25 protein-coding genes and 1 riboswitch are annotated in these 23,417 nt (G+C 73.5%); of the genes, 5 read left to right on the forward strand and 20 right to left on the reverse strand.

Translation table 11 applies throughout. The features are described from left to right. Positions 1–29: 29 nt before the first annotated feature. Both argJ and argC read right to left on the reverse strand, forming a co-directional pair. Complete coding sequence (argJ, locus tag ACLQ26_RS04180; protein ID WP_425743163.1) at positions 30–1,202, reverse strand: bifunctional glutamate N-acetyltransferase/amino-acid acetyltransferase ArgJ; 1,173 nt, start codon at positions 1,200–1,202, stop codon at positions 30–32. After that, complete coding sequence (gene argC, locus ACLQ26_RS04185; protein ID WP_425743164.1) at positions 1,199–2,200, reverse strand: N-acetyl-gamma-glutamyl-phosphate reductase; 1,002 nt, start codon at positions 2,198–2,200, stop codon at positions 1,199–1,201. The genes argJ and argC overlap by 4 nt, the downstream gene beginning before the upstream one ends. 151 nt (positions 2,201–2,351) lie before the next feature. Between argC and ACLQ26_RS04190 the strand changes: the two genes are divergently transcribed. Beyond that, complete coding sequence (locus ACLQ26_RS04190) at positions 2,352–4,262, forward strand: BTAD domain-containing putative transcriptional regulator (RefSeq protein WP_425743165.1); 1,911 nt, start codon at positions 2,352–2,354, stop codon at positions 4,260–4,262. Here ACLQ26_RS04190 and ACLQ26_RS04195 read toward each other — a convergent pair. From ACLQ26_RS04195 to ACLQ26_RS04205, 3 genes are read right to left on the reverse strand one after another with little or no spacing between them, the layout of a single operon-like run. Beyond that, the gene (locus tag ACLQ26_RS04195) at positions 4,213–6,057 is read right to left on the reverse strand and encodes an ABC transporter ATP-binding protein (RefSeq protein ID WP_425743166.1); all 1,845 of its coding nucleotides are present in this window, start codon (positions 6,055–6,057) and stop codon (positions 4,213–4,215) included. The genes ACLQ26_RS04190 and ACLQ26_RS04195 overlap by 50 nt on opposite strands. After that, the gene (locus ACLQ26_RS04200; RefSeq protein WP_425743167.1) at positions 6,054–6,593 is read right to left on the reverse strand and encodes a TlpA family protein disulfide reductase; all 540 of its coding nucleotides are present in this window, start codon (positions 6,591–6,593) and stop codon (positions 6,054–6,056) included. The genes ACLQ26_RS04195 and ACLQ26_RS04200 overlap by 4 nt, the downstream gene beginning before the upstream one ends. Before the next feature lie 38 nt (positions 6,594–6,631). Beyond that, positions 6,632–7,186, reverse strand: a complete 555-nt coding sequence (locus tag ACLQ26_RS04205; protein ID WP_425743168.1) for a MauE/DoxX family redox-associated membrane protein — start codon at positions 7,184–7,186, stop codon at positions 6,632–6,634. Between the two features lie 155 nt (positions 7,187–7,341). Here ACLQ26_RS04205 and ACLQ26_RS04210 point away from each other — a divergent pair, with 155 nt between their 5' ends. Beyond that, positions 7,342–7,557, forward strand: a complete 216-nt coding sequence (locus tag ACLQ26_RS04210; RefSeq protein WP_425743169.1) for a hypothetical protein — start codon at positions 7,342–7,344, stop codon at positions 7,555–7,557. 88 nt (positions 7,558–7,645) lie between these two features. Here ACLQ26_RS04210 and ACLQ26_RS04215 read toward each other — a convergent pair whose 3' ends face one another. From ACLQ26_RS04215 to ACLQ26_RS04260, 10 genes are all read right to left on the reverse strand, one after another. Then, positions 7,646–8,113: a S26 family signal peptidase gene (locus ACLQ26_RS04215; RefSeq protein ID WP_425743170.1), complete on the reverse strand. Its 468-nt coding sequence runs from the start codon at positions 8,111–8,113 to the stop codon at positions 7,646–7,648. A gap of 9 nt (positions 8,114–8,122) precedes the next feature. After that, positions 8,123–10,669 (reverse strand): phenylalanine--tRNA ligase subunit beta, encoded by a 2,547-nt coding sequence (gene pheT / locus ACLQ26_RS04220; protein WP_425743171.1) that lies wholly within the window; start codon positions 10,667–10,669, stop codon positions 8,123–8,125. A gap of 40 nt (positions 10,670–10,709) precedes the next feature. Further along, a complete protein-coding gene (locus ACLQ26_RS04225) occupies positions 10,710–11,765 on the reverse strand; it encodes a phenylalanine--tRNA ligase subunit alpha (protein WP_425743172.1) in 1,056 nt (351 codons plus the stop codon). 127 nt (positions 11,766–11,892) lie between these two features. Next, positions 11,893–12,690 (reverse strand): TrmH family RNA methyltransferase, encoded by a 798-nt coding sequence (locus tag ACLQ26_RS04230; protein ID WP_425743173.1) that lies wholly within the window; start codon positions 12,688–12,690, stop codon positions 11,893–11,895. A gap of 83 nt (positions 12,691–12,773) precedes the next feature. Further along, positions 12,774–13,166 (reverse strand): 50S ribosomal protein L20, encoded by a 393-nt coding sequence (gene rplT / locus ACLQ26_RS04235; protein ID WP_091087503.1) that lies wholly within the window; start codon positions 13,164–13,166, stop codon positions 12,774–12,776. Between the two features lie 32 nt (positions 13,167–13,198). Then, a complete protein-coding gene (rpmI, locus tag ACLQ26_RS04240) occupies positions 13,199–13,393 on the reverse strand; it encodes a 50S ribosomal protein L35 (RefSeq protein ID WP_007458415.1) in 195 nt (64 codons plus the stop codon). 19 nt (positions 13,394–13,412) lie between these two features. Beyond that, on the reverse strand, positions 13,413–14,060 hold the full coding sequence (gene infC, locus ACLQ26_RS04245; protein WP_363686855.1) for a translation initiation factor IF-3: 648 nt from the start codon (positions 14,058–14,060) through the stop codon (positions 13,413–13,415). Positions 14,061–14,458: 398 nt separating this feature from the next. Then, positions 14,459–14,932: a PH domain-containing protein gene (locus ACLQ26_RS04250; RefSeq protein ID WP_425743174.1), complete on the reverse strand. Its 474-nt coding sequence runs from the start codon at positions 14,930–14,932 to the stop codon at positions 14,459–14,461. A gap of 169 nt (positions 14,933–15,101) precedes the next feature. Continuing rightward, positions 15,102–15,947, reverse strand: a complete 846-nt coding sequence (gene hisG, locus ACLQ26_RS04255) for an ATP phosphoribosyltransferase (protein ID WP_007458410.1) — start codon at positions 15,945–15,947, stop codon at positions 15,102–15,104. 45 nt (positions 15,948–15,992) lie between these two features. Then, entirely contained in the window at positions 15,993–16,256 is a 264-nt protein-coding gene (locus ACLQ26_RS04260; RefSeq protein WP_007458408.1) for a phosphoribosyl-ATP diphosphatase, read from the reverse strand. 133 nt (positions 16,257–16,389) lie between these two features. Here ACLQ26_RS04260 and ACLQ26_RS04265 point away from each other — a divergent pair, with 133 nt between their 5' ends. From ACLQ26_RS04265 to ACLQ26_RS04275, 3 genes are read left to right on the forward strand one after another with little or no spacing between them, the layout of a single operon-like run. Then, entirely contained in the window at positions 16,390–17,250 is an 861-nt protein-coding gene (locus tag ACLQ26_RS04265) for a transporter substrate-binding domain-containing protein (protein WP_425743175.1), read from the forward strand. Continuing rightward, complete coding sequence (locus tag ACLQ26_RS04270; RefSeq protein ID WP_425743176.1) at positions 17,247–18,092, forward strand: amino acid ABC transporter permease; 846 nt, start codon at positions 17,247–17,249, stop codon at positions 18,090–18,092. The genes ACLQ26_RS04265 and ACLQ26_RS04270 overlap by 4 nt, the downstream gene beginning before the upstream one ends. A gap of 2 nt (positions 18,093–18,094) precedes the next feature. Beyond that, positions 18,095–18,838 carry an amino acid ABC transporter ATP-binding protein gene (locus ACLQ26_RS04275; RefSeq protein WP_425743177.1) on the forward strand — a complete coding sequence of 248 codons (744 nt, stop codon included), beginning with the start codon at positions 18,095–18,097 and terminating at the stop codon, positions 18,836–18,838. 78 nt (positions 18,839–18,916) lie between these two features. Here the strand turns inward: ACLQ26_RS04275 and ribH are convergent, their stop codons facing one another. Genes ribH through ribD form a run of 5 tightly spaced genes read right to left on the reverse strand, consistent with a single transcriptional unit; the run spans position 18,917 to position 23,072 of the window. Then, positions 18,917–19,417, reverse strand: a complete 501-nt coding sequence (ribH, locus tag ACLQ26_RS04280) for a 6,7-dimethyl-8-ribityllumazine synthase (RefSeq protein WP_425743767.1) — start codon at positions 19,415–19,417, stop codon at positions 18,917–18,919. A 2-nt stretch (positions 19,418–19,419) separates the two neighbouring features. Next, positions 19,420–20,685: a bifunctional 3,4-dihydroxy-2-butanone-4-phosphate synthase/GTP cyclohydrolase II gene (locus ACLQ26_RS04285; RefSeq protein ID WP_425743178.1), complete on the reverse strand. Its 1,266-nt coding sequence runs from the start codon at positions 20,683–20,685 to the stop codon at positions 19,420–19,422. After that, entirely contained in the window at positions 20,682–21,371 is a 690-nt protein-coding gene (gene pnuC / locus ACLQ26_RS04290) for a nicotinamide riboside transporter PnuC (RefSeq protein WP_425743179.1), read from the reverse strand. Before pnuC ends, ACLQ26_RS04285 begins: the two co-directional genes overlap by 4 nt. Then, complete coding sequence (locus tag ACLQ26_RS04295) at positions 21,371–22,009, reverse strand: riboflavin synthase (protein WP_425743180.1); 639 nt, start codon at positions 22,007–22,009, stop codon at positions 21,371–21,373. The genes pnuC and ACLQ26_RS04295 overlap by 1 nt, the downstream gene beginning before the upstream one ends. A 1-nt stretch (position 22,010) precedes the next feature. Further along, positions 22,011–23,072 carry a bifunctional diaminohydroxyphosphoribosylaminopyrimidine deaminase/5-amino-6-(5-phosphoribosylamino)uracil reductase RibD gene (gene ribD / locus ACLQ26_RS04300; protein WP_425743181.1) on the reverse strand — a complete coding sequence of 354 codons (1,062 nt, stop codon included), beginning with the start codon at positions 23,070–23,072 and terminating at the stop codon, positions 22,011–22,013. A 160-nt stretch (positions 23,073–23,232) separates the two neighbouring features. Further along, a riboswitch (FMN riboswitch) is annotated at positions 23,233–23,404 on the reverse strand. Positions 23,405–23,417 lie beyond the last annotated feature (13 nt).

A 23,417-nucleotide genomic window follows, 5' to 3' on the forward strand; every position in this document is an offset into this window, starting at 1 on the left:
GGGACTCCGCTGCGCTGCATTCCTCGCGCTCACGTTGAGTACGCCGAGTTCTCGTGCACGTACGCGTGCGACAGGTCGTTGGTCCAGATCGTCGCCATCTCGTCGCCGGCGTGCAGGTCGATCCGGATCGTGACGTCCCGGCCGGTGAGGTCGACCTTCGAGCGGTCCTCGGCGGCCGCGCCACCCCGGCACACCCACACCCCGTTGACGGCGACGTCCACCTCGTCCGGGTCGAACGCGGCGGCGGTCGTGCCGACCGCGGCGAGGATGCGACCCCAGTTCGGGTCGTTGCCGAACAGCGCGGTCTTGACCAGGTTGTTGCGGGCCACCGAACGGCCCACCTCGACCGCGTCGTCCTCGTCGGCGGCGCCGACCACGTCGATGGCGACCTGCTTGGTGGCGCCCTCGGCGTCGGCAACCAACTGCTGGGCCAGGTCGTGGCAGGCAGTGGTCACCGCCGCGGCCAACTCGGCAGGGGTCGGCTCGATGCCGCTCGCGCCGCTGGACAGCAGCAGCACCGTGTCGTTCGTGGACATGCAGCCGTCGGAGTCGACCCGGTCGAAGGTGACCCGGGTCGCCGCGCGCAGCGCCTCGTCCAGCGCCGCCGGCCCGGCCACCGCATCGGTGGTGAGCACGCAGAGCATGGTGGCCATGCCCGGCGCGAGCATCCCGGCGCCCTTGGCCATCCCGCCGACCGTCCAGCCGCTGCCCCGCGCCACAGTCGTCTTCGCCCGGGTGTCGGTGGTCATGATCGCCTCGGCGGCGGCCGGGCCACCGTCGCGCGACAGCCCCCGGATCGCCGCGCGGACCCCGGGCAGCAGCTTCGGCATCGGCAACCGCTCACCGATCAGGCCGGTGGAGCAGACCGCCACCTCCCCGGCGCCGAGGAGCAGCCGTGGACTGACCGCGCTCAACGCGGCGGCCGTGTGCTCGGCCGTGGCGTGGGTGTCCTGGAAGCCGGCCGGCCCGGTGCAGGCGTTCGCGCCACCGGAGTTGAGCACCACCGCGCGGACCACACCGCCCTGCACGACCTGCTGGGTCCAGCGCACCGGCGCGGCCTTGACGCGGTTGGTGGTGAAGACACCTGCGACACCGGCGTCCGGACCGTCGTTGACCACAAGCGCGACGTCCGCGCCACCGCTGGCCTTCAGACCGGCGGCGACCCCGGCCGCCCGGAAACCCCGAGGGGTGGTGACGCTCATGGCGCGACTCCCCAGATCGACAGGCCCGTCGTCTCCGGCAGGCCGAGCATCAGGTTGGCGTTCTGCACGGCCTGACCGGCGGCACCCTTGCCCAGGTTGTCCAGGGCGCTGAGCACGATCAGCCGACCCGAGTCGACATCGACGGTGGCCTGCAGGTGGCACGAGTTGGAACCCAGCGTCGCGGCGGTGTGCGGCCAGCGCCCCTCCGCCAGCACGTGCACGAACGGCGCGTCCGCGTACGCCTGCGCCAGCACCTGCTGCGGGTCGACGCCGCGCGCCGGCACGGCGGTGACCGTGGCCAGGATCCCGCGCGGCATCGGCGCGAGGACCGGGGTGAACGACAGGCCGGTCGCCCCGGTCGCCTGCTTGATCTCGGGCACGTGCTGGTGGGTGCCCACCCGGTACGGCGACAGGTCCCCCTGCACCTCGCTGGCGAGCAGGTGGGGCTTCGCCGCCCGGCCCGCGCCGGACGTGCCGGAGGCGGCGACCACCACCACGTCGGCGGGGCTGGCCGCGCCGTCGGCGATCAGCGGCGCGAGCGCCAGGGTGATCGCGGCGGCGTAGCAGCCGGTGTTGGCGACCCGGATCGACCCGGCGATCAGCTCCCGCTGGCCGGGCAGCTCGGGCAGCCCGTAGGTCCACTGGCCGGCGTGCGTGCCGCCGTAGTACTGCGCCCAGGCGTACGGGTCGGCGAGCCGGTGGTCGGCGCCCAGGTCGACGATGCGTACCTCGGGCGGGAGCTGGGCCGCGAGGGCCGCCGACTCGCCGTGCGGCAGCGCCAGGAAGACCAGGTCGGCGTCGGCGAGTGTGGACGGGTCGGTCTCGCCGAGCACCAGGTCGAGCCCGGTGAGCTGCGGGTGCACCACGTCGACGCGGTGGCCGGCCTGGCGGTGTGCGGTGGCGGCGACCAGATCGAACTCCGGGTGCCCGGCGACCAGGCGCAGCAACTCACCTCCGGCGTACCCGCTCGCTCCGGCGACCGCGACTCGGATCCCCATACTCACCTCCGCATGACTATGCAGAGAACGGTAACAAGAGAGGGATTATTCTGCAAGTTCATACGGTGCACTGCATGGGAATGTGGCAGGCGTGCCGTCGAAAACGAATCGACTGACTGACCGCTCAATCGACTAGCATCACTTCCTGACGGTGGTGGTCCGGCTCGCCCGGTCCGCGTGGGGGCACCTGACGGAGGACGCGGTGGGGCTGTCGTTCGAGATCCTCGGTCCGGTCCGGATCCACCGCGGCGGCCAGGCCCAACGGGTGCCGGCCGGCCGACCCACCGCTCTCCTGGTCACCCTACTGCTGCACGCCGGCGCGCCGGTGCCTGTCGAGCGGCTCCGCGAGGAACTGTGGGGCTGCCGGCCGCCGGCCTCGGCCGTGGCGAACCTGCGCAGCCACGCCAGCGCGCTACGGCACCTGCTCGACTCCCCCGGTCACCCGACCCGGCTGCCCGCCGAGCACGGCGGTTACCTGCTGCGGGTCGAACCGGGTGAGCTGGACGCCGCCGAGTTCGAACGGCTCGCCACCGAGGGGCACGCCGCCCGCATCGGCGGGGAACCCGAGCTGGCCGCCACCCTGCTGGGCCGCGCGCTGGCGCTCTGGTCACCGACCGACCCACCTCCGGCGTACGGACCGGCGACCGCGGCGGCCTTCGACCGGCTGCGCGAGCGGCGGGCCGGCGCCCGGGAGACGTACGCGGCCTGCCGACTGGACCTGGGCGACCGCGGCACGCCGGCGCTGCTGACCCTGCTCCGCGACCACGTCGGCGAGCATCCGCTGCGCGAGCCGGCGTGGGCGCTGCTGATGACCGCCCTGCACCGTGCCGGCGACCAGGCCGGCGCGGTCCGGACCTACCGGGCGGCGTGCCGGGCCCTCGACGGCGAGCTCGGCGTCGCGCCCGGGCCGGAGCTGACCGAGCTGTACCGCGAGGTCCGGCGGCACGCGCCCCGACCACCTGTCGCGCAACGGCGGCGCGTCGCCCCGCACACCCGCGAGCGTTCGGCCGACGCGCGCGGGCCACGCGTACCGCATGAGCTGCCCTGCCCCACGGCCCCGTTCGTGGGGCGGAGCGCCGAGCTGGCGCGGCTCCGCGAAGCCCTGGCCGTTGCCCGGCGACAGCCGGTCACCGTCGCGGTCTTCGGCATGGTCGGCACCGGAAAGTCGGCCCTGGCCCTGCGCGCGGCGGCCGCGGCGCTCGACGCCTTCCCCGACGGCCAGCTCCACCTCGACCTCGGCGGGTCGGTCGCCGACCCTCCGCCGTCGCCGTTGCAGGTGGCCACGCGCGTGTTGCGGGCCCTGCACCCGGGCGCCGACGAGCCGGAGCCGACAGGCATCGCCGAGGCCCGCGCCCGCGTCCGGTCCCTGCTGTTCGACCGCCGGGTGCTGCTGGTGCTCGACAACGCCGCCGACGCAGCCCAGGTCGACGACCTGCTGCCGGTACGCGGCGGATGCGCCCTGCTGGTGACCAGCCGCACCCCGGTGACCACCGGCGACGCCCCCGCGCTGCGGCTCGACCCACTGCCGGCCGCGGACGCGTTGGCGCTGCTGCGGGCCACCGCCGGCGACCGTCCGGTCGACGAGGAGCCGGAGGCGGCGTCGGCGGTGGTCAGCCTCTGCGAGCGGCTGCCGCTCGCGCTGCGCACCGCGTCCCGGCGGCTCGACGAGGGGCCGCACTGGTCGCTGACCCGGCTGGCGCGGCTGCTGCGCGACGAGCGCTACCGGCTGGCCGAGACCGGGCTGGGGCCTCGGCTCGGCGCCAGCTACCGCCGGCTCGGCTCCGCCGCGCCGATCTTCCTGCGGCTCTGCCGAGCCCGCCCCGGACCGGTCACCGCGGAGCTGACCGCCGCGCTGACCGGAGCGCCGCCGGAGGACGCGGCGCGCGCGCTGGACCGGCTGGTCGCCGCGCAGCTCGCCGAGCCGACCGGGCCGGGCCGGTTCCACATCGGCGACCTGGTCCGGCTCTACGCCGCCGAACTCGCGGCCACCGAGGCGTGCGGGACCACACCGGTCAGGCCGGGGCCGGCGCGTCCTGGCGGTAGCCGCGAGCCTGGAGGGTGAACAGCCGGGCGTACCCGCCGCCGGCGGCGAGCAACCGGTCGTGGTCACCGTGCTCGACGACCTGCCCGTCGGCGAGGACCACTATGGCGTCCGCGTCGCGCACCGCGTTGAGCCGGTGTGAGATGAGCAGGCTGGTCCGCCCACGGCGCAACTCCGCCAGCCGCTGGTTGAGGTCGTGCTCGGCCTCGGCGTCCAGACCGGAACTGGGTTCGTCCAGGATGAGCAGGTCCCGGTCGGCCCGCAGGAACCCTCGCGCCAGCGCGACCCGCTGCCACTGCCCTCCGGAGAGCACCACCCCGGCCTGCGGGTCGTCCCGGTCCGGGCCGTCGAAGAAGATCCGGGTCAGCAGGGTGTCGTAGCCCCGCGGCAACGCGGCCAGCGCGTCGTCGATGCCGGCGTACCGGGCGGCGGTTCGCAGGCGCTCCGGGTCGTCGCGCGCGCTCAGGTCGCCCAGCGCGATGTTCTCCGCCGCGCTGAGGTCGTACGGCATGAAGTCCTGGAACACCGCGCCCAGCCGCGCCCGCAGCGCCGCCGGGTCCAGCTCGCGCAGGTCCACCCCGTCCCAGAGGATGCTGCCACGCTCCGGGTCGTAGAACCGGCAGAGCAGCTTGACCAGTGTGCTCTTGCCGGCGCCGTTGAGCCCGACCAGCGCCGTGGTGGTGCCGGCCGGCAGGTGCAGGTTCACGCCGCGCAGCACCCACGGATGCTGCGGCGAGTAGCGGAACCAGACGTCGCGCAGCTCGATGCCCTCGGTGAGCGGCGGCACCGGGCGGGGGGTGGCCGGCACCGGCAGGTCCGGCTCGACGTGCGCCACCTGGTCGTAGTGGTCGAAGAGCAGCAGCGCCTGGTGGATCGCGCCGAGCTGACCGACCAGACTGCCCAGCGCGCCCTGCACCCCGGGAACGGCGGCCAGGTAGATCACGACGTCGCCGGGGGTCAGCCCGCCGGATCGGGCGATCGAGATCGTGTAGATCACCCCGATGCCGGCCACTGTCGCGCCGAGCAGGCCGAGCACCGCCTGGGCGCGTACCTCCCGACGGTCGAGCCGTTGCTCCACCCGGTGCATACCGTGCAGCTCGTCGAGCATCCGGTCACCGAAGAACCGGCCCAGACCGAACAGCCGCACCTCCTTCGCCGCCGGCACTCCCACGAGCAGTTGGGCGAAGAACAGGTCCCGCCGTTGGAAGTGCTCCAGCCGCAGGACCATCGCCGCGCGGGCCCGGTTGAGCCGGAGCTGCATCCACAGGGTGGGCAGCGCGGCGAGGAGCACCAGCACACCGATCAGCGGGTTGAGCACCAGCAGCACACCGAGGAACCCCGCCATCGCCAGCACGCTCTGCACCGCGCCGAACGCGTTGCCGGTCAGTTGGGTGGGGCCGATGTGGCCGGTCTGCTGGGCCGCCTGCAACCGGTCCTGGAACTCCGGATCCTCCAGTCGGACCAGCCCGACCAGGCGCTGCACCGCGTCGTACAGCCGGCGACGCACCAGCCGCGACACCGCCCGGGTCCGCTCCGCCGCCACGTAGGTGCGTAGGTGCGGCAGGACCGTGCCGAGCGCGGCGGCGACCGCCAGCCCGGCGGCGAGCGCGGTCAGCGGAACACCGGCCGCGCCGCCGCCGGTGAGCCGGTCCAGCAGCAGTTTGGTCAGGGCGGCCACGAGCACCGGGGTCAACCCGGCCAGCACCGCGAGCATCAGGTCCGCCGCCGTGCCCGCCGGAGCCGCCCGCCAGGTCAGGCCGAGGGCCGCCCGAGCGTGCCGGGCGGCCCGTCGCGGTACCAGCCGGAGCCCGGTCACCGCGCCACCGGCAGGTCCAACCGGGCGATGCCGAACGCCGTCGACGCGACGATCCCGCGCTCGTCCAGCAGACCGAACGCCGGGAAGCCCTTGACGCCGAACGCGAGCGGCAGCGCACCGGTGCCGGGCTCGACGAAGACGGTCGCCAGCCCGGCGAACCGCTCGGCGTACGGCTGGGTCTCCGGGCCCTTGCCGACGACGACGATCCACACGTGCTCGGCGCCGCCCGGCATCGTCCGCGCCCGGTCGACAAGCACCGGCAACTGCTCCTCGCAGTGCTCACAGCTCGGCGAGAGGAACGCCACGAGGGTCATCGGCGGCACGTCGGCGCGCGAGAGCACCCGTCCGTCCACGGTGGAGGACACGAAGTCTCCGGGGATCGAACCCACCTCCAGCATGACCGCCGGAGGCTGGCCCTGCTGGTCGCTGAGCAGGTCGGAGTGCTCGCGCAGCCGACGGATCACGCCCAGCATCAGAACCAGGTTGAGCAGGCCGAGGACGGCGACGAGGACGACGGCGACGGTCAACAGCGCCATGAGGGCTCCTTCGGGGTGCGAGGGGATGCGAACCGGGGTCAGTGCCGCCCGGCCGGGCGGGTCGGCCGCGACGGGGTGGGAGCGAAGAGGGCGACCAGGTCGTCGAGGCGGACCACCACGGCGGCCAGCGGGACGGCGACGCCGACGGCGAGCAGCACGGTCGGCGCGGACGGCGGTGGCCCGGCAGCGGTGGCCCAGCCGAGCAGACCGAGCAGCGCCACCACGGCGAGGACGACGTTGCGGGTCACGTGCCGGGCGCCGATCGGCGCGGCACCGACGCCGAAGCAGCGACAGGAGGGCCGGGCGCCGCGCCGCAGCGCCCCGACGATCGCCGCGGTGAGCACGCCGAGCAGTCCGGCGGCGAGCACCAGCCCGGCGGGGGCCGTCCGCCCGACGGCGAGCAGCACCACCACTGCCGCCTCGGCGGCGACCGCGAGGCGCGCGACAGGCGGCGCCCAGCGGGTGGGTACGCCGAACTGGCCCACCGAGCCGACGAACTCGGCGAACCCCGCCCGGGTCCGCAGCTTGCCGACGACCGCGGCGAGGAACACGAGGGCCAACAGCAGCCGCGCGGTCAACTCCAGGGCTCGCATCCGTGCGCCACCTCCTTGCCGGGAGGCCCACGCTAGGAGTGGCGGATACATCACTGATACATCGATGAATGCCGACGGCGGCGTCGGCTGTACCGGCGGTGTACCGGCCCGCCGTAGCGTCCCGCCATCGATCCGTATCGAGGGGAGGTGAACGGATGTTCCGTCGACTGGAGAGCCTGGGCGAGCGGATGCTCGGCGTGTTCGTACCCAAGGTCACGGCGGCAGCCGGCTGTCCGCCGGACCCGTACTGCGCGCTCTGTGGGACGTGCTACTTCAAGCGGTGCAGCACGAACGGTGCCTGCAAGACGACCTGCGGAAGTTGCGGGTACTACTGCAGCGCGGGCGCGAGCACGATGAGCGCTCTCTGCTGAGGCGCTGACGGCGTGCCATCCGGCCCCCGGGCCGGGTGGCACGCCGTTCCCGTGCCACCGACCCGGGGTGCGGTCCGCAGGCTGAGGCTCAGTCGGTGCGCAGTCGCGGCCGGATCACCACGCCGAGCACGTCGGACTCGGGGATGTAGCCGCACTCGCGGGAGTCGTAGCTCTGCGGCGGGTTGTCGCCGAGCACCACCAGCCGACCGGCCGGCACGTTCCGCTCGCCGCCCTGGCGCAGCAGCGGCACCCGATCCACAGGCACCGGGTCGCCCGGCACCGCGTACGCCCGCTTGATCAGCAGACCGGGGTTGTCGACCGCGTCCGGGCTGGTGGGACGCCCGGCGGTCATCCGGGCCGGGGCCACCACCACGACCACGTCACCGGGGCGGACCCGGGCCAGCGGCACCCGCCGGGCCAGCACCCGGTCACCGGAGCGCAGCGTCGGCTCCATACTGCGCCCCACGACGGCGACCCGCAGTAGGTGCCGGCGGGCCCAGAGCAGGCCGGCGGTGGCCGCCGCGAGCACGGCGGCCACCGCGAGCCATCCCAGCACCGGCATCGCTCAGGCGCCGCGCAGGGTCGCGCCGAAGCGCTCCGCCACGACGGCGACCGCCGCGTCGCGGGCCGCCAGCGCCTCCTCGACGGTGAGCGTCCGATCCGGCGCGCGGAAGGTGAGCTTGTACGCCAGCGACCGGCGACCAGCGTCGAGCTGCGCGCCCGCGTACACGTCGAACAGCCGCACGTCCTCCAGCAGCTCGCCGGCGCCCGCCTCCAGCGCCCGGCGAACCTGCTCGGCGGGCACCGAGGCGTCCAGCACCAACGCCACGTCGATGAGCGCCGGCGGGAAGCCGGACACCGTCGGCGCGGGCGTCACAGGGGTCGACGGCAGCGCGTCGAGGTCCAGTTCCAGCGCGCAGGTGCGGCGGGGCAGCTCCAACGCCGCGACCACCGTCGGGTGCAGCTCACCGGCGTGCCCGACGACCGCGCCGTCGACCCGCAGCTCGGCGCAACGGCCCGGGTGCCACGGCGCGTACTCGGCGGCCCGCACCTCGACCCGCCCGTCCGAGATCCCCGCGGCGGCCAGCACGTCCCGGGCCGACTCGACGGCGTCCGCCCAGCCGGCCGGTCGACCCCCGCCCCACCAGCCGGCCGGGTCCAGGTCACCGGTCAGCACCGCCGCGACGTGCACCGGCTGCGCCGGCACCACGGCGTCGGCGGCGGCGAACTCCGCGTCGGTCGGGCGGCGGTCCACGCCCATCGCCGGTGGGCTGCCGGCGTCGGGGCGCGGATGGAACACCGCGCCGATCTCGTAGAGGGCGAGGTCGCGGTGACCCCGGCCCAGGTTGCGCTTGAGGATGCCGAGCAGTGGGCCGAGCAGCGTCGTTCGCAGCAGCGGTTCCTCCTCGGCCAGCGGGTTGGCCAGCCGCACCGCCGACCGGCGCGTGTCGTCGGCCGGCAGGCCGAGCTGGTCGGCCAGCTCCGGCGACACGTTCGGAGGGGCGAGCACCTCCACGTACCCCCGCTCGGCAAGCGACCGGGCGACGGCCCGCCGCCGACGCTGGCGCGGGGTCAGCCCGCGACCGGGCGGCGCGGTCGGCAGCACCGACGGCACCCTGTCGTACCCGTCGAGGCGGACGACCTCCCCGACCAGGTCGGCCGGGTCGGTCAGGTCGGGCCGCCAGCTCGGCGGGGTGACGCTCAGGGCCGTCCCGGCGCCGCTGGCCACGCCCACCGCGCCCGGGTCCTCGGACAGCCGGTCCGCGCCCTGCGCGACGGTGCAGCCGACCCGCTCCAGCAGGGCGACGACCCGCGCCGGCGGGTACTCGACGCCTACCCGCCGGGTCGGCAGGTCCGCCGGAAGGCTGATCGGGGTACGCGGGCGGACGTGGTCGAGGTCCAGGATCTCCGCGCTCGGGGTGCCGCCGCCGTACTCGGTGAGCAGCCGCACGGCCCGCTCCAGCGCGACAAGCGCCACGGCCGGGTCGACGCCCCGCTCCCAGCGCTTCGCGGCCTCGCTGAACAGCGTGTGCCGGCGTGCGGTGCGCCCGACCATCGCCGGGTCCCAGTGGGCCGCCTCGAAGAGCACCGTGGTGGTGCCGGCGACGACCTCGCTGGTCTCGCCGCCCATCACGGCCGCCAGGGAGATCGGGCCTGTGTCATCGCAGATGACCATGTCATCGGCGGTGAGCACCCGGTTGACGCCGTCGAGGGTGGTCAGCTTCTCCCCCGCCTCGGCGCGGCGGACCACAAGCGGCCCCGCGATCCGGTCGGCGTCGAAGGCGTGCATCGGCTGGCCCAGCTCCAGCATCACGTAGTTGGTGATGTCCACAGGCAGCGAGATGCTGCGGATGCCGGCGGTGACCAGCCGCTGCGCCATCCACGACGGCGTGGGCGCGCCCGGGTCGACGCCGCGGACCAGTCGGGCGGTGAACCGGTCACAGCCGACCGGGTCGCGGACCTCCACCGGGTACGGCGACGTCGGCGTGCCGCCCGGCGCGGGCACCAGGGCCGGGTCGCGCAGCGGCACGTCGAACGCGTGCGACAGCTCCCGGGCCAGGCCGCGCAGGCTCAGCGCGTACCCCCGGTTCGGGGTGATCTCCAGCTCGACCACGACGTCGTCCAGGCCCACCACGGGCCGCGCGTCGTCGCCGGGCTTGGCCGCCACGTCCGGTCCCAGCACGATGATGCCCGAGTGGTCGTCGCCCAGACCCAGCTCCTTGGCCGAGCAGATCATGCCTGCCGAGTTGTGCCCGTACGTCTTGCGGGCGCCGATCGCGAACCCGCCGGGCAGCACACCGCCGGGCAGGATCACCACCACCCGGTCGCCCACGGCGAAGTTGCGCGCCCCGCAGACGATCTCCTGCGGCTCACCTGTGCCGTTGGCGTCACCCACGTCGACCCGGCAGAACCGGATCGGCTTCTTGAAGCCGGTCAGCTCCTCGATCTCGCGGACCTCGCCGACGACGAGCTGGCCGGCGACGTTCTCGCGCAGGTCGACCACGGACTCGACCCCGATGCCGAGGTCGGCCAGGGCCTGCGCCAGGTCACCGGTGGGCAGATCGGCGGGAAGGTCGACGTACTCCCGCAGCCAACTGACAGAAACTCGCATGACGTCAGACCACCGTTCCCGTGTCTCGTACCCGCATCGCCTACGCCCCGGCCCCGAGCGCCCGGCTGAACCGCACATCGCCCTCGACGAGATGGCGGATGTCGCTGATCCCGTGCCGGACCATCAGGGTCCGGTCGATGCCCACACCGAAGGCGAATCCGGAGTAGACGTCCGGGTCGACGCCGCAGGCGCGCAGCACCCGCGGGTCGACCATGCCGCAGCCACCCCACTCGACCCACCGCGGGCCGTCGCGGTGCTCCGGGAACCAGACGTCGATAGTCGCCGACGGCCCGGTGAACGGGAAGTGGTGCGGCCGCCACCGGGTCTTCGCCTCCGGGCCGAACAGCGCGCGGGCGACATGGTCGAGGGTGCCCCGCAGGTGCGCCATCGTGCTGCCCCTGTCGACCACCAGGCCCTCGACCTGGTGGAACACCGGGCTGTGGGTCGCGTCGACCTCGCCGGTGCGGTAGACCCGGCCGGGCGCGATCACGTGGATCGGCGGTGTGCGGCTGAGCATGGCGCGGGTCTGCACCGTCGACGTGTGCGGACGAAGAACGAGGCCCGAGCGCTGCGGTGCGATGTGGAAGGTGCCCGGCGACCCGCCCGCGGGGATGTTCAGCGCGTCGACGTCTACCCACTCCAGGTCGACCTCGGGCCCCTCGGCCACCTCGTAGCCCATCCCGACGAAGAGGTCGCTTATCGACTCCAGCAGGGCGCTCAGCGGGTGTCGGGCGCCCCGGGGACGCCTGTCGTAGGGCAGGGTGACGTCCACCCGCTCCTCGACGAGCACCCGCTCGGCCTGCTCGCGCTCCAGCACCTCGGCGCGCTCGGCGTACGCGGTCTCGATCGCCCGACGGGCCTCGTTGACCCGCTTGCCGGCGTCGGACTTCGCGGCCGGCGGCAACGCGCCGATCTCCCGGCGAGCGAGCGAGAGTGGTGACCGGTCACCGAGGTGCGCGGGGCGCAGCGCGGTCAACGCGTCCGGGTCGGCGGCGGCCGTGAACGCCTTCGAGGCGTCGGCGACGGCCTCGGCCAGGGCGGCCGGGTCGAGCAGGGCGACCTGCTTCGGATCGTACGGATCGTTGCGGTAGCTCATGGCGTACGGGCACTCCTCACGGCGGCGCCAACCCTCGTCGGGGCGGCTAGGCGAGTCTACGGACGCTCGGCTGTGCCGCAGTGCCCGCCGGTCGGAGTGCGTGCGGAGAGCACGCCCGCCGACACGGTCAGCGCTGCGCTCTCGCTGACGCGTACAGGCAGACCGCGGCGGCCGCGGCCAGGTTGAGGCTCTCCGCGCGCCCGTACAGGGGCACCCGCACGCGGGCATCGGCGGTGGCTGTCAACTCCTCGGGCAGCCCGTGCGCCTCGGAGCCGAACAGCCACGCGGTGGGCGCGACGAGCCGGCCGTAGTCGGTCATGTCGTCCAGGTCGTCGTCGCCGTACCCCGTGGTCGCGAAGATCGACAGCCCGGCGGCGCGCAGCGCGTCGACCACCGTGACCGGGTCCGGCGCGCGGACGACGTCGACGTGGAAGAGGCTGCCGGCCGAGGCCCGAACGCACTTGCCGTTGTACGGGTCGACGGCGTCCCCGGCGAAGATCACCACGCCCGCGCCGGCCGCGTCGGCGGTGCGCAGCACCGTACCGGCGTTGCCCGGGTCGCGGATCTCGGCGAGCACCGCCACCAGCCGGGGCCCGCCCGCGAGGGCCTGCTCCAGCGGCACGTCGAGGTGCCGGCAGACGGCGACCAGCCCCTGCGGGGCGACGGTCTCGGCCAACGCGGCGAGCGCGTCGTCGGTCACCTCGGAGATCGGCACGTCGGCGCGGGCCGCCGTGGCGGCCAGCTCCGGATACCGGTCGAGGGCGGCGGGCGTACCGAACAGCTCGGTGACCACCCCCGGCCGCGCGAGGGCCTCGCGGACCGCCTGCGGCCCCTCGGCCAGGAACCGGCCGGTCGCGTCGCGGTCCCGGCGGCGCTGCAACCGGCGCGCGGCGACAATCCTGGGGGTACGCGGGGTGAAGGCCATGGTGGGTGTTCCTCCGGCACGATCGAGGCGCCCCCCGGACGGCGGTGCCGACACGGGAGACGCCTCGCTCTGGTGCGGGGGGATCAGGCGGCCTGGGCCGCCGCGCCGCCGGTGCCCTCGGCCGCGACCGCGGCCCGGGCCAGCTCGACGATCGCCGCGAAAGAAGCGGCGTCGTTGACAGCCATGTCGGCGAGGATCTTGCGGTCCACCTCGATGCCGGCCAGACGCAGGCCCTGGATCAGCCGGTTGTAGGTCATCCCGTTGGCCCGGGCGCCCGCGTTGATCCGCTGGATCCACAGCTGCCGGAAGTCGCCCTTGCGGTCACGACGGTCCCGGTAGGCGTACTGCATCGAGTGCAGCACCTGCTCCTTGGCCTTGCGGTACAGGCGGGAGCGCTGACCGCGGTAACCACTCGCGGTCTCCAGCAGGGTACGACGCTTCTTCTGGGCGTTTACAGCCCGCTTGACGCGTGCCATCTCAACTCCTTCTTACGTAAAGGTGGCGCGCGTCAGCGGCCGAGCAGCTTCTTGATGCGCTTGACGTCGGCCTTGGCCAGCACGACCGTGCCGGTCAGCCGGCGGGTCTGGGTGGAGGGCTTCTTCTCCAGGTTGTGGCGGAGGCCGGCCTGCTGGGCAACGATCTTGCCCTTGCCGGTCACCTTGACCCGCTTACCCATACCCGTGTGGCTCTTCATCTTCGGCATGTGGAACGTCTCTCCCCTGTTACTCGCCGCTGGTGTCGGCGGCGGTGCCACCGTCAACGGCTGCTGCGGTCTCGCCGGCCGCCGCGGTCTCATCGGTGACCGGCGCGGACTCGTCCGCCCCCCGGTCCCGAGGTGCACCGCGGGACGCCGTAGCGGCGACCGCGGAGGCCTTGACGGCCCGATGCGGAGCGAGAACCATGATCATGTTTCGACCGTCCTGCTTCGGAGCGGCCTCGACGTATCCCAGGTCCGTGATCTCGGACTCGAGCCGGCGCAGGAGCCGGTAACCCAGCTCCGGGCGGCTCTGCTCGCGACCGCGGAACATGATCGTCACCTTGACCTTGTCGCCCGCCTTGAGGAACCGCACCACGTGACCCTTCTTGGTCTCGTAGTCGTGCGGGTCGATCTTCGGACGGAGCTTCATTTCCTTGATGACGGTCTGCTGCTGATTACGCCGCGCTTCGCGCGCCTTGAGTGCGCTCTCGTACTTGAACTTGCCGAAGTCCATGAGCTTGCACACCGGCGGGCGCGCCATCGGCGCAACCTCGACCAGGTCCAGATCGACGTCCGCGGCCAGCTGAAGGGCGCGCTCCAGCGGGACGATGCCCACCTGCTCACCCTCGGGGCCGACCAGTCGGACCTCACGTGCCCGGATCTGCTCGTTCACGCGTGGTTCGACGCTGATGGGGCCTCCTCGAGTCGTTTCTGCTCAGGTGCCGACCCCTGCGGCTCCCGGGTGGGAACCGACCCGGAAAGCAGAAGGCCCCGGCGCATGCCAGGGCCCGCTCGACCGGTCGGCGTGATCACAGGATCACACGTCCGGGACCGGGACATGCCCGGAACCGGTGACCGGACCCGGCCACCGTGGCGGCGACTCGGGTGGGAGCAGGCGCTCCGCTTTCGAGGCTGTCTGCTCGCACGCGGAGACAGCCTGGTCGACTCGACAACCTTACACCCCCGCCTCGCTCGCCCCCAAACCGGACACCACCTGCGTCGGAGCGCCGCCGGGGCCGGCCGCCGCCCCGACGCGTCGCCGCGCCCCGGCGCCGAGGGGTCGGACGGCGGTCAGCGGCCGGCGGCGCGTTCGGCGAGGCGGGTCAGGTGGGCTTCGTGCAGCCGGCGCAGCGCGCGGACCCCGTCGACGGCCAGCTCCTTGTCGGCGGCCTGCAGGGCGACCATCGGCAGCAGGTCGTCGTCGTGCAGCTCCAGGCTGGCCCACGGCGCACCCCGGTCGAAGCGGACACCCCGCACAACCTCCCAGGGCAGCTCGTACGAGCTGATGACGTTGCGGACGCGGATGCCGCGCGCGTCCGCCTCCACGCGCGGGCGGGTGAACAACAGGAAACCCAGCGCGCCGAAGATGCCCAGGCCGATCATGGCGATCTGGTCGCCGCGCTGGAAGCTGCCGTAACCGTCGCCGGTCGGCCCGCTCAGCGAGGTGGCGACCAGGGCGAACACCACCACCAGCGCGACCGCCGCCGACCAGCACACCACCCGGATGCGGCGGGGCTTGAGGCGGACCAGCTCGGTTTCACTCACCCCACCAGTCTGCCATCCGCACCCGCCCGGCAGCCGCACCACCCGCCGAGCCACCACTCGGCGCCCTTGCCGGCGAGGCACGGATGATCCACTCGAGATCAGCGAAACGGGGGTGTCCCTGGCGTGCGGACACCCCCGTTTCAGTGAACCCGAGTTGATCAATCAGGGGTCAGAGGCGGCAGGCGTGGATGTTGGTGACCAGGATGGCGCGGGCGCCCAGGTCGTACAGCTCGTCCATGATCCGGTGCACGTCGTCGCGGAGCACCATGGCCTGCACGGCCACCCAGCCCTCGCGGTGCAGCGGCGACACGGTGGGCGACTCGATGCCGGGGGTCAGCCCGCTGGCCCGGTCCAGCAGACCGGCCGGCACGTCGTAGGCGAGCATCACGTAGCGGCGGGCCACCAGCACGCCGTGCAGGCGACGCAGCAACTGCTCGGCCTGCGCGTGCGGCGGCGCGCCGGCACGGCGGACCAGCACCGCCGACGAGCGCAGCAGCGGCTCGCCGAACACCACCAGGCCCGCCTGACGCAGGGTCGCGCCGGTCTCCACCACGTCCGCGATCACGTCGGCGACGCCGAGGCGTACGGCGTTCTCCACGGCACCGTCGAGGCGGATCACCTCGGCCTTGACGCCCGCCTCGTCGAGGTGCCGCTCGACAAGCCCCGGATAGGCCGTGGCGATCCGGTGCCCGCCCAACTCCTGCACGGAGGCGATGTCGTCGGGGCGCGCGGCGAAGCGGAAGGTGGCCCGACCGAAGGCGAGGTCGACGACCTCCTCGGCGGGTGCGGCCGAGTCGATCAGCAGGTCCCGGCCGGTGATGCCGAGGTCGAGATCACCGGACCCGACGTAGGTGGCGATGTCCTTGGGACGCAGGTAGAAGAATTCGACGTCGTTGGCCTCGTCGCGGCAGACGAGATCCTTGGGGTCGGTGCGCTGGCGGTAGCCCGCCTCGCGCAGCATCTGGGCGGCCGGCTCGGCCAGGGTGCCCTTGTTGGGGATGGCGACACGCAACATGACGGAGTGCTCCTTCGATCGGATCTGATCAACGACGGGGCGCACTCACAGATGTCGGTAGACGTCCTTCAGTTCGAGACCACTGGCGAGCATCAGCACCTGGACCTGGTAGAGCAGCTGGGAGATCTCCTCGGCGGTGCGCTGCGGCCCCTCGTGTTCGGCGGCCATCCACGACTCGGCCGCCTCCTCGACGACCTTCTTGCCGATGAAGTGCACGCCCTTCTCCAGCGCGGCGACGGTGCCCGAGCCCGGGGTGCCGGCGGCGGCCTTGGCCTGCAGCTCGGCGAACAACTCCTCGAACGTCTTCACGGGGAACGATTCTTCCAGCCGCCCGGCCGACGCCCCGAGTCCGGGTCCACCGCGACCCAGCAGGCGGACAATTCCCTACCAGCATGGTGGGAAAATCTTCGATCGACGCCCATGGAGCTTTACGCTGTCCGCCATGGCCAGCCGCTCACGTCTTCTCGCGCTCACCCTCGCCGGTGTCGTCGTCGCCGCCACCGGATGCGCGCCCCAGAAGGAGTCACCGACCCCGACCGTCACCGCCCCGCCGCCCTGCGCCAAGGACAGCCTGCCCACCCGTACGCCGGGCAAGCTCACCATCGCCACCGACCAGCCGGCCTACGAGCCGTGGTTCCGCAAGGACAAGCCGGACAGCGGCGAGGGTTTCGAGGCCGCCGTCGCGTACGCGGTGGCCGAGAAGCTGGGCTACGCCCGGAGCGACGTCACCTGGACCCGGGTCAAGTTCGACACCGCTATCGCGCCCGGTCCGAAGACCTTCGACTTCGACATCAACCAGTTCTCCGTCACCGAGGAGCGTAAGCAGGCGGTCGACTTCTCCGCGCCGTACTACCTGGTGCGGCAGACAGTCATCGCGCTGAAGTCCTCGAAGATCGCCGGTAAGACCTCTCTGGCGGACCTGCGCGGCGCGAAGCTCGGCGCCCAGGTCGGCACGACCAGCTACCAGGCGATCACGGACGTCATCAAGCCGGCCGGGAAGCCGCAGGTCTACAACAGCAACGACGACGCCAAGAAGGCCCTGCAGAACGGGCAGATCGACGGCCTCGTGGTGGACCTGCCGACCGCCTTCTACATCACCGGCGCGGAGATCACCGACGCGACGATCGTCGGCCAGGTGCCGCAGGTGGGCGTGCCCGAGGCGTTCGGGCTGCTGCTGGACAAGAACTCACCGCTGACCCGCTGTGTGAGCGGAGCAGTTGGTCAGCTCAGCGAGGCCGGCACGCTCACCGAGCTGGAGCGGAAGTGGCTCGCGCAGGTGGCGGGGGCGGCCGAGCTGCGGTGACGTCGCCGGAGCACACCTCCTCCGCGGCGCAGCTGCGGCGGTCGGCGTACCGGCGTCGGCAGAGCGTGCGCAGCGTGCTGATCGCGGCCTTCTCCACGGCCGCGCTCGGCACGCTGCTTGTCGTCGCCGTGACCGGCGCGCCGGGCTGGGACCGGGTCCGGCAGTCGTTCCTGGACCCGCGGATCGGCGCGGACGCGCTGCCGGCGGTGCTGGACGGGCTCTGGCTCAACGTCCGGCTGCTGGTCTGCTGTGCGGCCGGCGCGCTGCTGCTCGGGCTGGTGATCGCCGTGCTGCGGACACTGCGCGGCCCGGTCTTCTTTCCGGTACGGGCGCTGGCCGCCGGCTACACGTACACCTTCCGGGGCCTGCCACTGATCATCGTGCTCTACCTGCTCACCCTCGGCGTGCCGGGGCTGCGCCTGCAGGGCATGCCGTCGGTGCTGGTGCTCGGCGGGCTCGCGCTGGTGCTCACCTACGGCGGCTATCTGGCCGAGGTGTTCCGGGCCGGCATCGAGTCGGTGCACCCCAGCCAGCTGGCCGCGGCCCGCTCGCTGGGCCTGACCTACCGGCAGACGATGCGGCACGTGGTGTTGCCGCAGGCCGTCCGCCGGGTGGCGCCACCGCTGCTCAACGACGTGGTGGCCCTGCAGAAGGACGTCGGGCTGGTCTCGCTCGCCGGGCCGATCGACGCGGTCCGCGCCGCCCAGATCGCCACCGCCCAGTCGTTCAACTACACCCCGTACGTCGTGGCCGGGGTGCTGTTCGTGCTGCTCGCGATTCCGCTGATCGCGGTCACCGACTGGGTGACGCTGCGCTCGGCCCGTCGCCAGTCGGGAGGCTGACCATGGCTCTGTTGCGCTGCCGGGATCTGCGCAAGGAGTTCGCCGGCCAGGTCGTGCTGGACCGGCTCGACCTGACTGTCGACGAGCACCGGGTGGTGGCCCTGATCGGGGCGTCCGGGTCGGGCAAGTCCACGCTGCTGCGGTGCGTGAACCTGCTGGAGGAGCTGGACGACGGCACCATCGAACTGGACGGGGAGGACATCTCCGACCCTCGGGTGGACGCCGACCGGGTGCGCCGGCGGATCGGCATGGTCTTCCAGGCGTACAACCTGTTTCCGCACCTGAGCGTGTTGGACAACATCACCCTCGCGCCTCGGCGCGTGCACCGGCGGGCCCGCGCCGAGGCCGAGGCGCAGGCCCGCGACCTGCTCGACCGGGTGGGGTTGGGGGCGAAGGCGCATGCCTTCCCGGACGTGCTCTCCGGCGGGCAGCAGCAGCGGGTGGCGATCGTCCGGGCGCTGGCGAACTCGCCCCGGCTGATGCTGCTCGACGAGGTCACCTCGGCCCTGGACCCGGAGCTCGTCGGCGAGGTGCTGACGATGATCCGGGACCTGAAGGCCGACGGGATGACCATGGTGCTGGCCACCCACGAGATGGGTTTCGCCCGGGAGGTCGCCGACGAGGTGTGCTTCCTCGACGCGGGGCGCGTCGTCGAGAGCGGCCCACCGGAGCAGGTGCTCGGCGAGCCGACGCAGGCGAGAACCCGTCAGTTCCTGCGCCGGATCATCGAGGCCGGCCGCCTCTGAGGCCGGCCGCCTCTGCAGCCGACCCACACCGGAAGCCGGCCGACGCCGAGCACCCGCCGACGCCTGCCGGGGACGCCGTCAGCCGCCGAAGCCGACCCGCTGCGCGTTGCCGGCGGCCACGGTCCGGACGGCAAGCGCCGCGTCGAGCGCCGCCACGGTCGCCGCCCAGCCCTTGTCCTCGGCCGAGCCGGGCAGCCCGGCCCGGTCCCGGGCCTGCTCGATGGTCTCCACGGTGAGCACTCCGTGCGCCACCGGCTTACCCTCGTCCAGCGCCACCCGGGTCAGCCCGTCGGTGACCGACCGGCACACGTAGTCGAAGTGGGCGGTGGCGCCCCGCACGACCACGCCGAGCGCGACCACCACGTCGCAGCGGCGCGCGAGGGCCTGGGCGACGACCGGCAGCTCGACGGAGCCGGCGACGCGCGCCACCACGGACCGCGCACCGCACGCCTCGGCGGCGGCGACCGCGCGCTCCAGCATGTGGTCGGTCAGGTCGCCGTGCCAGCGCGCGGCCACCACCCCGACGGTCAGCCCCATGGCGTCGACCGCCTCGACTCCCGGCTCGCCGAAACCCGCCATCGTCATGCTCCGATCTCGTCGTCGGCGACCGGACGCCCCAGCGGCGCCTCGGACACCTCGTCCAACTCGTCCAGCAGGTGACCCATCCGGTCCCGCTTGGTGCGCAGGTAGCGCAGGTTCTCCGGGTGCGCGCCGGCAGGCAGGCTCTCACGGCCGGTGATGGTGAGCCCGTAGCCCTCCAGCCCGGCCCGCTTGGCCGGGTTGTTGGTCAGCAGCCGCATCGAGCGCACTCCGAGGTCGTAGAGGATCTGCGCGCCGGTGCCGTAGTCGCGGGCGTCGGCCGGCAGGCCCAGGTCGAGGTTGGCGTCCACGGTGTCGCGACCCTGGTCCTGCAACTGGTACGCCTGCAGCTTGTGCAGCAGGCCGATGCCGCGTCCCTCGTGCCCGCGGACGTAGAGCACCACCCCCCGGCCCTCGTGGGCGACCCGGGCCAGCGCGGCGTCCAGTTGTGGCCCGCAGTCGCAGCGCAGCGAGCCGAACACATCACCGGTCAGGCACTCGGAGTGGACCCGGACCAGGACGTCCTGACCGTCGCCGAGGTCACCGAGCACCATGGCGACGTGCTCGGCCGGGTCGTGCTCGGCGCGGTAGCCGAGCGCCCGGAACACCCCGTGCCGCGTCGGCATCCGGGCGTCGGCGACCAACTCGACCTGCTTCTCCGTACGCCGCCGGTGGGCGATCAGGTCAGCGATGGTGATCAGCGTGAGACCGTGCTCGGCGGCGAACTTCTCCAGTTCCGGCAGCCGCATCATGGTGCCGTCGTCGTTGATCAGCTCGCAGAGCACGCCCGCCGGGCGCAGCCCGGCGAGCCGGGTCAGGTCGATCGCCGCCTCGGTGTGCCCGGGTCGGCGCAGCACCCCGCCCTCGCGGGCGCGCAGCGGCACCACGTGCCCGGGCCGGGCCAGGTCGGTCGGATCGGTGTCGGCTGCCGCGAGCAGACGGATGGTGTGCGCGCGGTCGGCCGCGGAGATGCCCGTGCTGATCCCCTCCCGGGCGTCCACGGTCACCGTGTACGCGGTGCCCCGCCGGTCCTGATTGGTGTGGTGCATCGGCGGCAGGTCGAGCCGGTCGGCCTCGCTCTCGGTCAGCGACACGCAGACGTACCCGGACGTGTAGCGCACCATGAACGCCAGCAGCTCCGGCGTGGCCAGCTCGGCCGCGAAGATCAGGTCGCCCTCGTTCTCCCGGTCGGCGTCGTCGACCACGACGACCGGCCGCCCGGCCGCGATCTCGGCGATCGCCTCGTCGATATCCCCAAAGCTGGTCACGCGACGGCCTCCGTGTAGGTGGGCGGGAGTGCGGCGGCCGGGCGGGTGGCGCGCGAGGTGCGCCACCAGGCGGCGAAGCCCCAGGCGCAGAAGGCGCCGTAGACCAGGTACATGGCCGCCGACGGGTAGAACCCGCCGCGCAGCAGCAGCGGCACGCCGACCGCGTCGACCGCGATCCACACCAGCCAGAACTCGACCCAGCCGCGGGCCATGCCGTAGGTGGCCAGCAGGCTGCCGGTGAGGATCCAGGCGTCGGCCAGCGGACCCCAGGAGCCCAGCGCCTTGAGCACCGGGTACGCGGCGGCGGTGCCGACCACCGCGGCCAGCAGCAGCATCAGCCGCTCCCGGCCGGTGGCCCAGCGCGGCAGCACCGCGGCGTGGCCCGCGTCGGTGCGGCTGTTACGTCGCCACCGCCACCAGCCGTAGACGCTGACGGCGAAGAAGAACACCTGCCGGCCGGCCTGTCCGTACAGGTCGTGAGCCTGCGGCGTGGCGAACACCCCGCCGAGGAAGACGGTGAACAGCAGCGCGTTGCCGATCATGCCGACCGGCCACGCCCAGACCAGCCGGCGCAGCCCGAGCAGCGCGGAGACCAGCCCGAACACGTTGCCGACGATCTCCCGGACCAGCACCGGCGAGCCGGCGATCTGCACCTGCGCGTCGAGCAGCCAACCGACGGCGCCCATCAGGCCACCCCGCCCGTGCTCGGATCCACCGGAGAGGCGTCGGCGAGGCGGGCGCCGAGCAGCCGCTCGACGTACTTGGCGACCACGTCGACCTCCAGGTTGACCGGGTCGCCGACGCCCTTCGCGCCGAGCGTGGTCAGCTTCAGCGTGGTCGGGATCAGCCCGACGGCGAACTCGTCCGCGCCCACCTCCGCCACTGTCAGCGACACGCCGTCGATGGTGATCGAGCCCTTCTCCACCACGTACCGGGCCAGGGCGGCGGGCAGCCGGAACCGCACCGTCTCCCACTGCTCGGCCGGTTCCCGGGAGATCAGTTCGCCGACGCCGTCGACGTGGCCCTGCACGAGGTGACCGCCGAGGCGGCTGCCCAGCGCGGCGGCCCGCTCCAGGTTGACCGGGTCGCCGGGGCGCAGCGCGCCCAGCGCGGAGCGGCGCAGGGTCTCGCCCATGACGTCGGCGGTGAAGACTCCGTCGGCCGCGTCCACCACGGTCAGGCAGACGCCGTTGACGGCGATGGAGTCGCCGTGGCGGGCGTCCGAGGTGACCAACGGGCCGCGTACGGCGACAAGCGCCGAATCGCCCGCCGTGGCCGTGACCCGGACGATCTCCCCCAACTCCTCGACAATGCCGGTGAACATGTCAGCCCTCCCTTTTGCGGGGCAAAGCGGTGATCCGGAGATCCGGACCGACCTGCGTAACGTCGACGAACTCCAGATCGATGGCCTCGGCGATGGTCGTCACTCCCGCGTCGACGAGGGCGGTGGGGCCGGCGCCGAGCAGCCGCGGCGCGACGTACCCGACGATCTTGTCGACCAGGCCGGCGGCCAGGAACGCGCCGGCCAGCCGGGGGCCGCCCTCCAGCAGCACGGCGCGGACCCCGCGCTTGTGCAGCGCCGCGAGCAGCGCCGGCAGGTCCACCCGGCCGTCCGGGTCGGCGCCCACCTCCGCGGCGGTCGCGATCCACGTCCGCGCGGCGCCGTCGCGGACCCGGGCGTCAGCCGGGGTACGCCCCGAGCTGTCCACCACCACCCGCAGCGGCTGCCGGATGGCCAGGCTGCCGTCGCGCAGGTTCCGGGCGGTCAACCGGGGATCGTCGGCGAGCACGGTGCCCACCCCGGCGACGACCGCGTCGACGGTGCCGCGCAGCGCGTGCACGTCGATCCGGGCCGCCTCCGAGGTGATCCACATGCTGGTGCCGTCCGCGGCGGCGGACCGACCGTCGACGGTGGCGGCGTACTTCCAGATGACGTACGGCCAGCCCCGGCGCATCGAGGTCAACCACGCGACGTTGCCGGCCTCGGCCTCGTCGCCGCGTACCCCCAGATCGACCTGGACCCCGGCGGAGCGCAACGTGGCGGCGCCGCCGGAGGCCACCGGGTTCGGGTCGGGGACGGCGATGACCACGCGGGACACCCCGGCCTGGACGAGCGCGGTGCTGCAGGGGCCGGTGCGGCCGGTGTGGTCGCAGGGTTCCAGGGTGACGACTGCGGTGCCGCCTTCGGCGCGTGGCCCGGCCTGGGCGAGCGCGACGATCTCGGCGTGCGGCCCGCCTGCGTACGCGTGGAAGCCCTCCCCCACGACCTCGCCGTCGGCGTCGAGCAGCACGCACCCGACCACCGGGTTGGGGCTGGTGGTGCCCAGCCCGCGCGCCGCCAGCTCGATCGCACGCCGCATCGCCTCATCGACGGAGACGCTGGCCATCGCCCTGTCCTGCCCTCTCACTCGCCGGTGCGCGCGCGGGCGGTCAGGGAGGCGGCATGGGCCGCGGGCAGGCGGCGGCGGATTCCGGGTACGGCACAGCCGACCCGGATGGGCGGCACGGCACGCTGACGCCAGCGGCCGGCTCGAACCCGTCCGTCCCGCGCGCTGTCTCCCATCCGGACTGTCTGGGCGCGGACGAACCGCACCCAACCGTCGGCCCCGGATTTTCACCAGGTCCACCGGCCGGCCGAAGCCGTCCGGGTCGCGGGCTGACCACGGTTGGACCGTGGATCACCGCCGGTTCGGAATTTCACCGAGTCCCGCCAGCGCGTGGTGGGTACCTCG

This window comes from Micromonospora sp. DT43 (genome assembly GCF_049841645.1).
Classification (GTDB): Bacteria; Actinomycetota; Actinomycetes; order Mycobacteriales; family Micromonosporaceae; genus Micromonospora.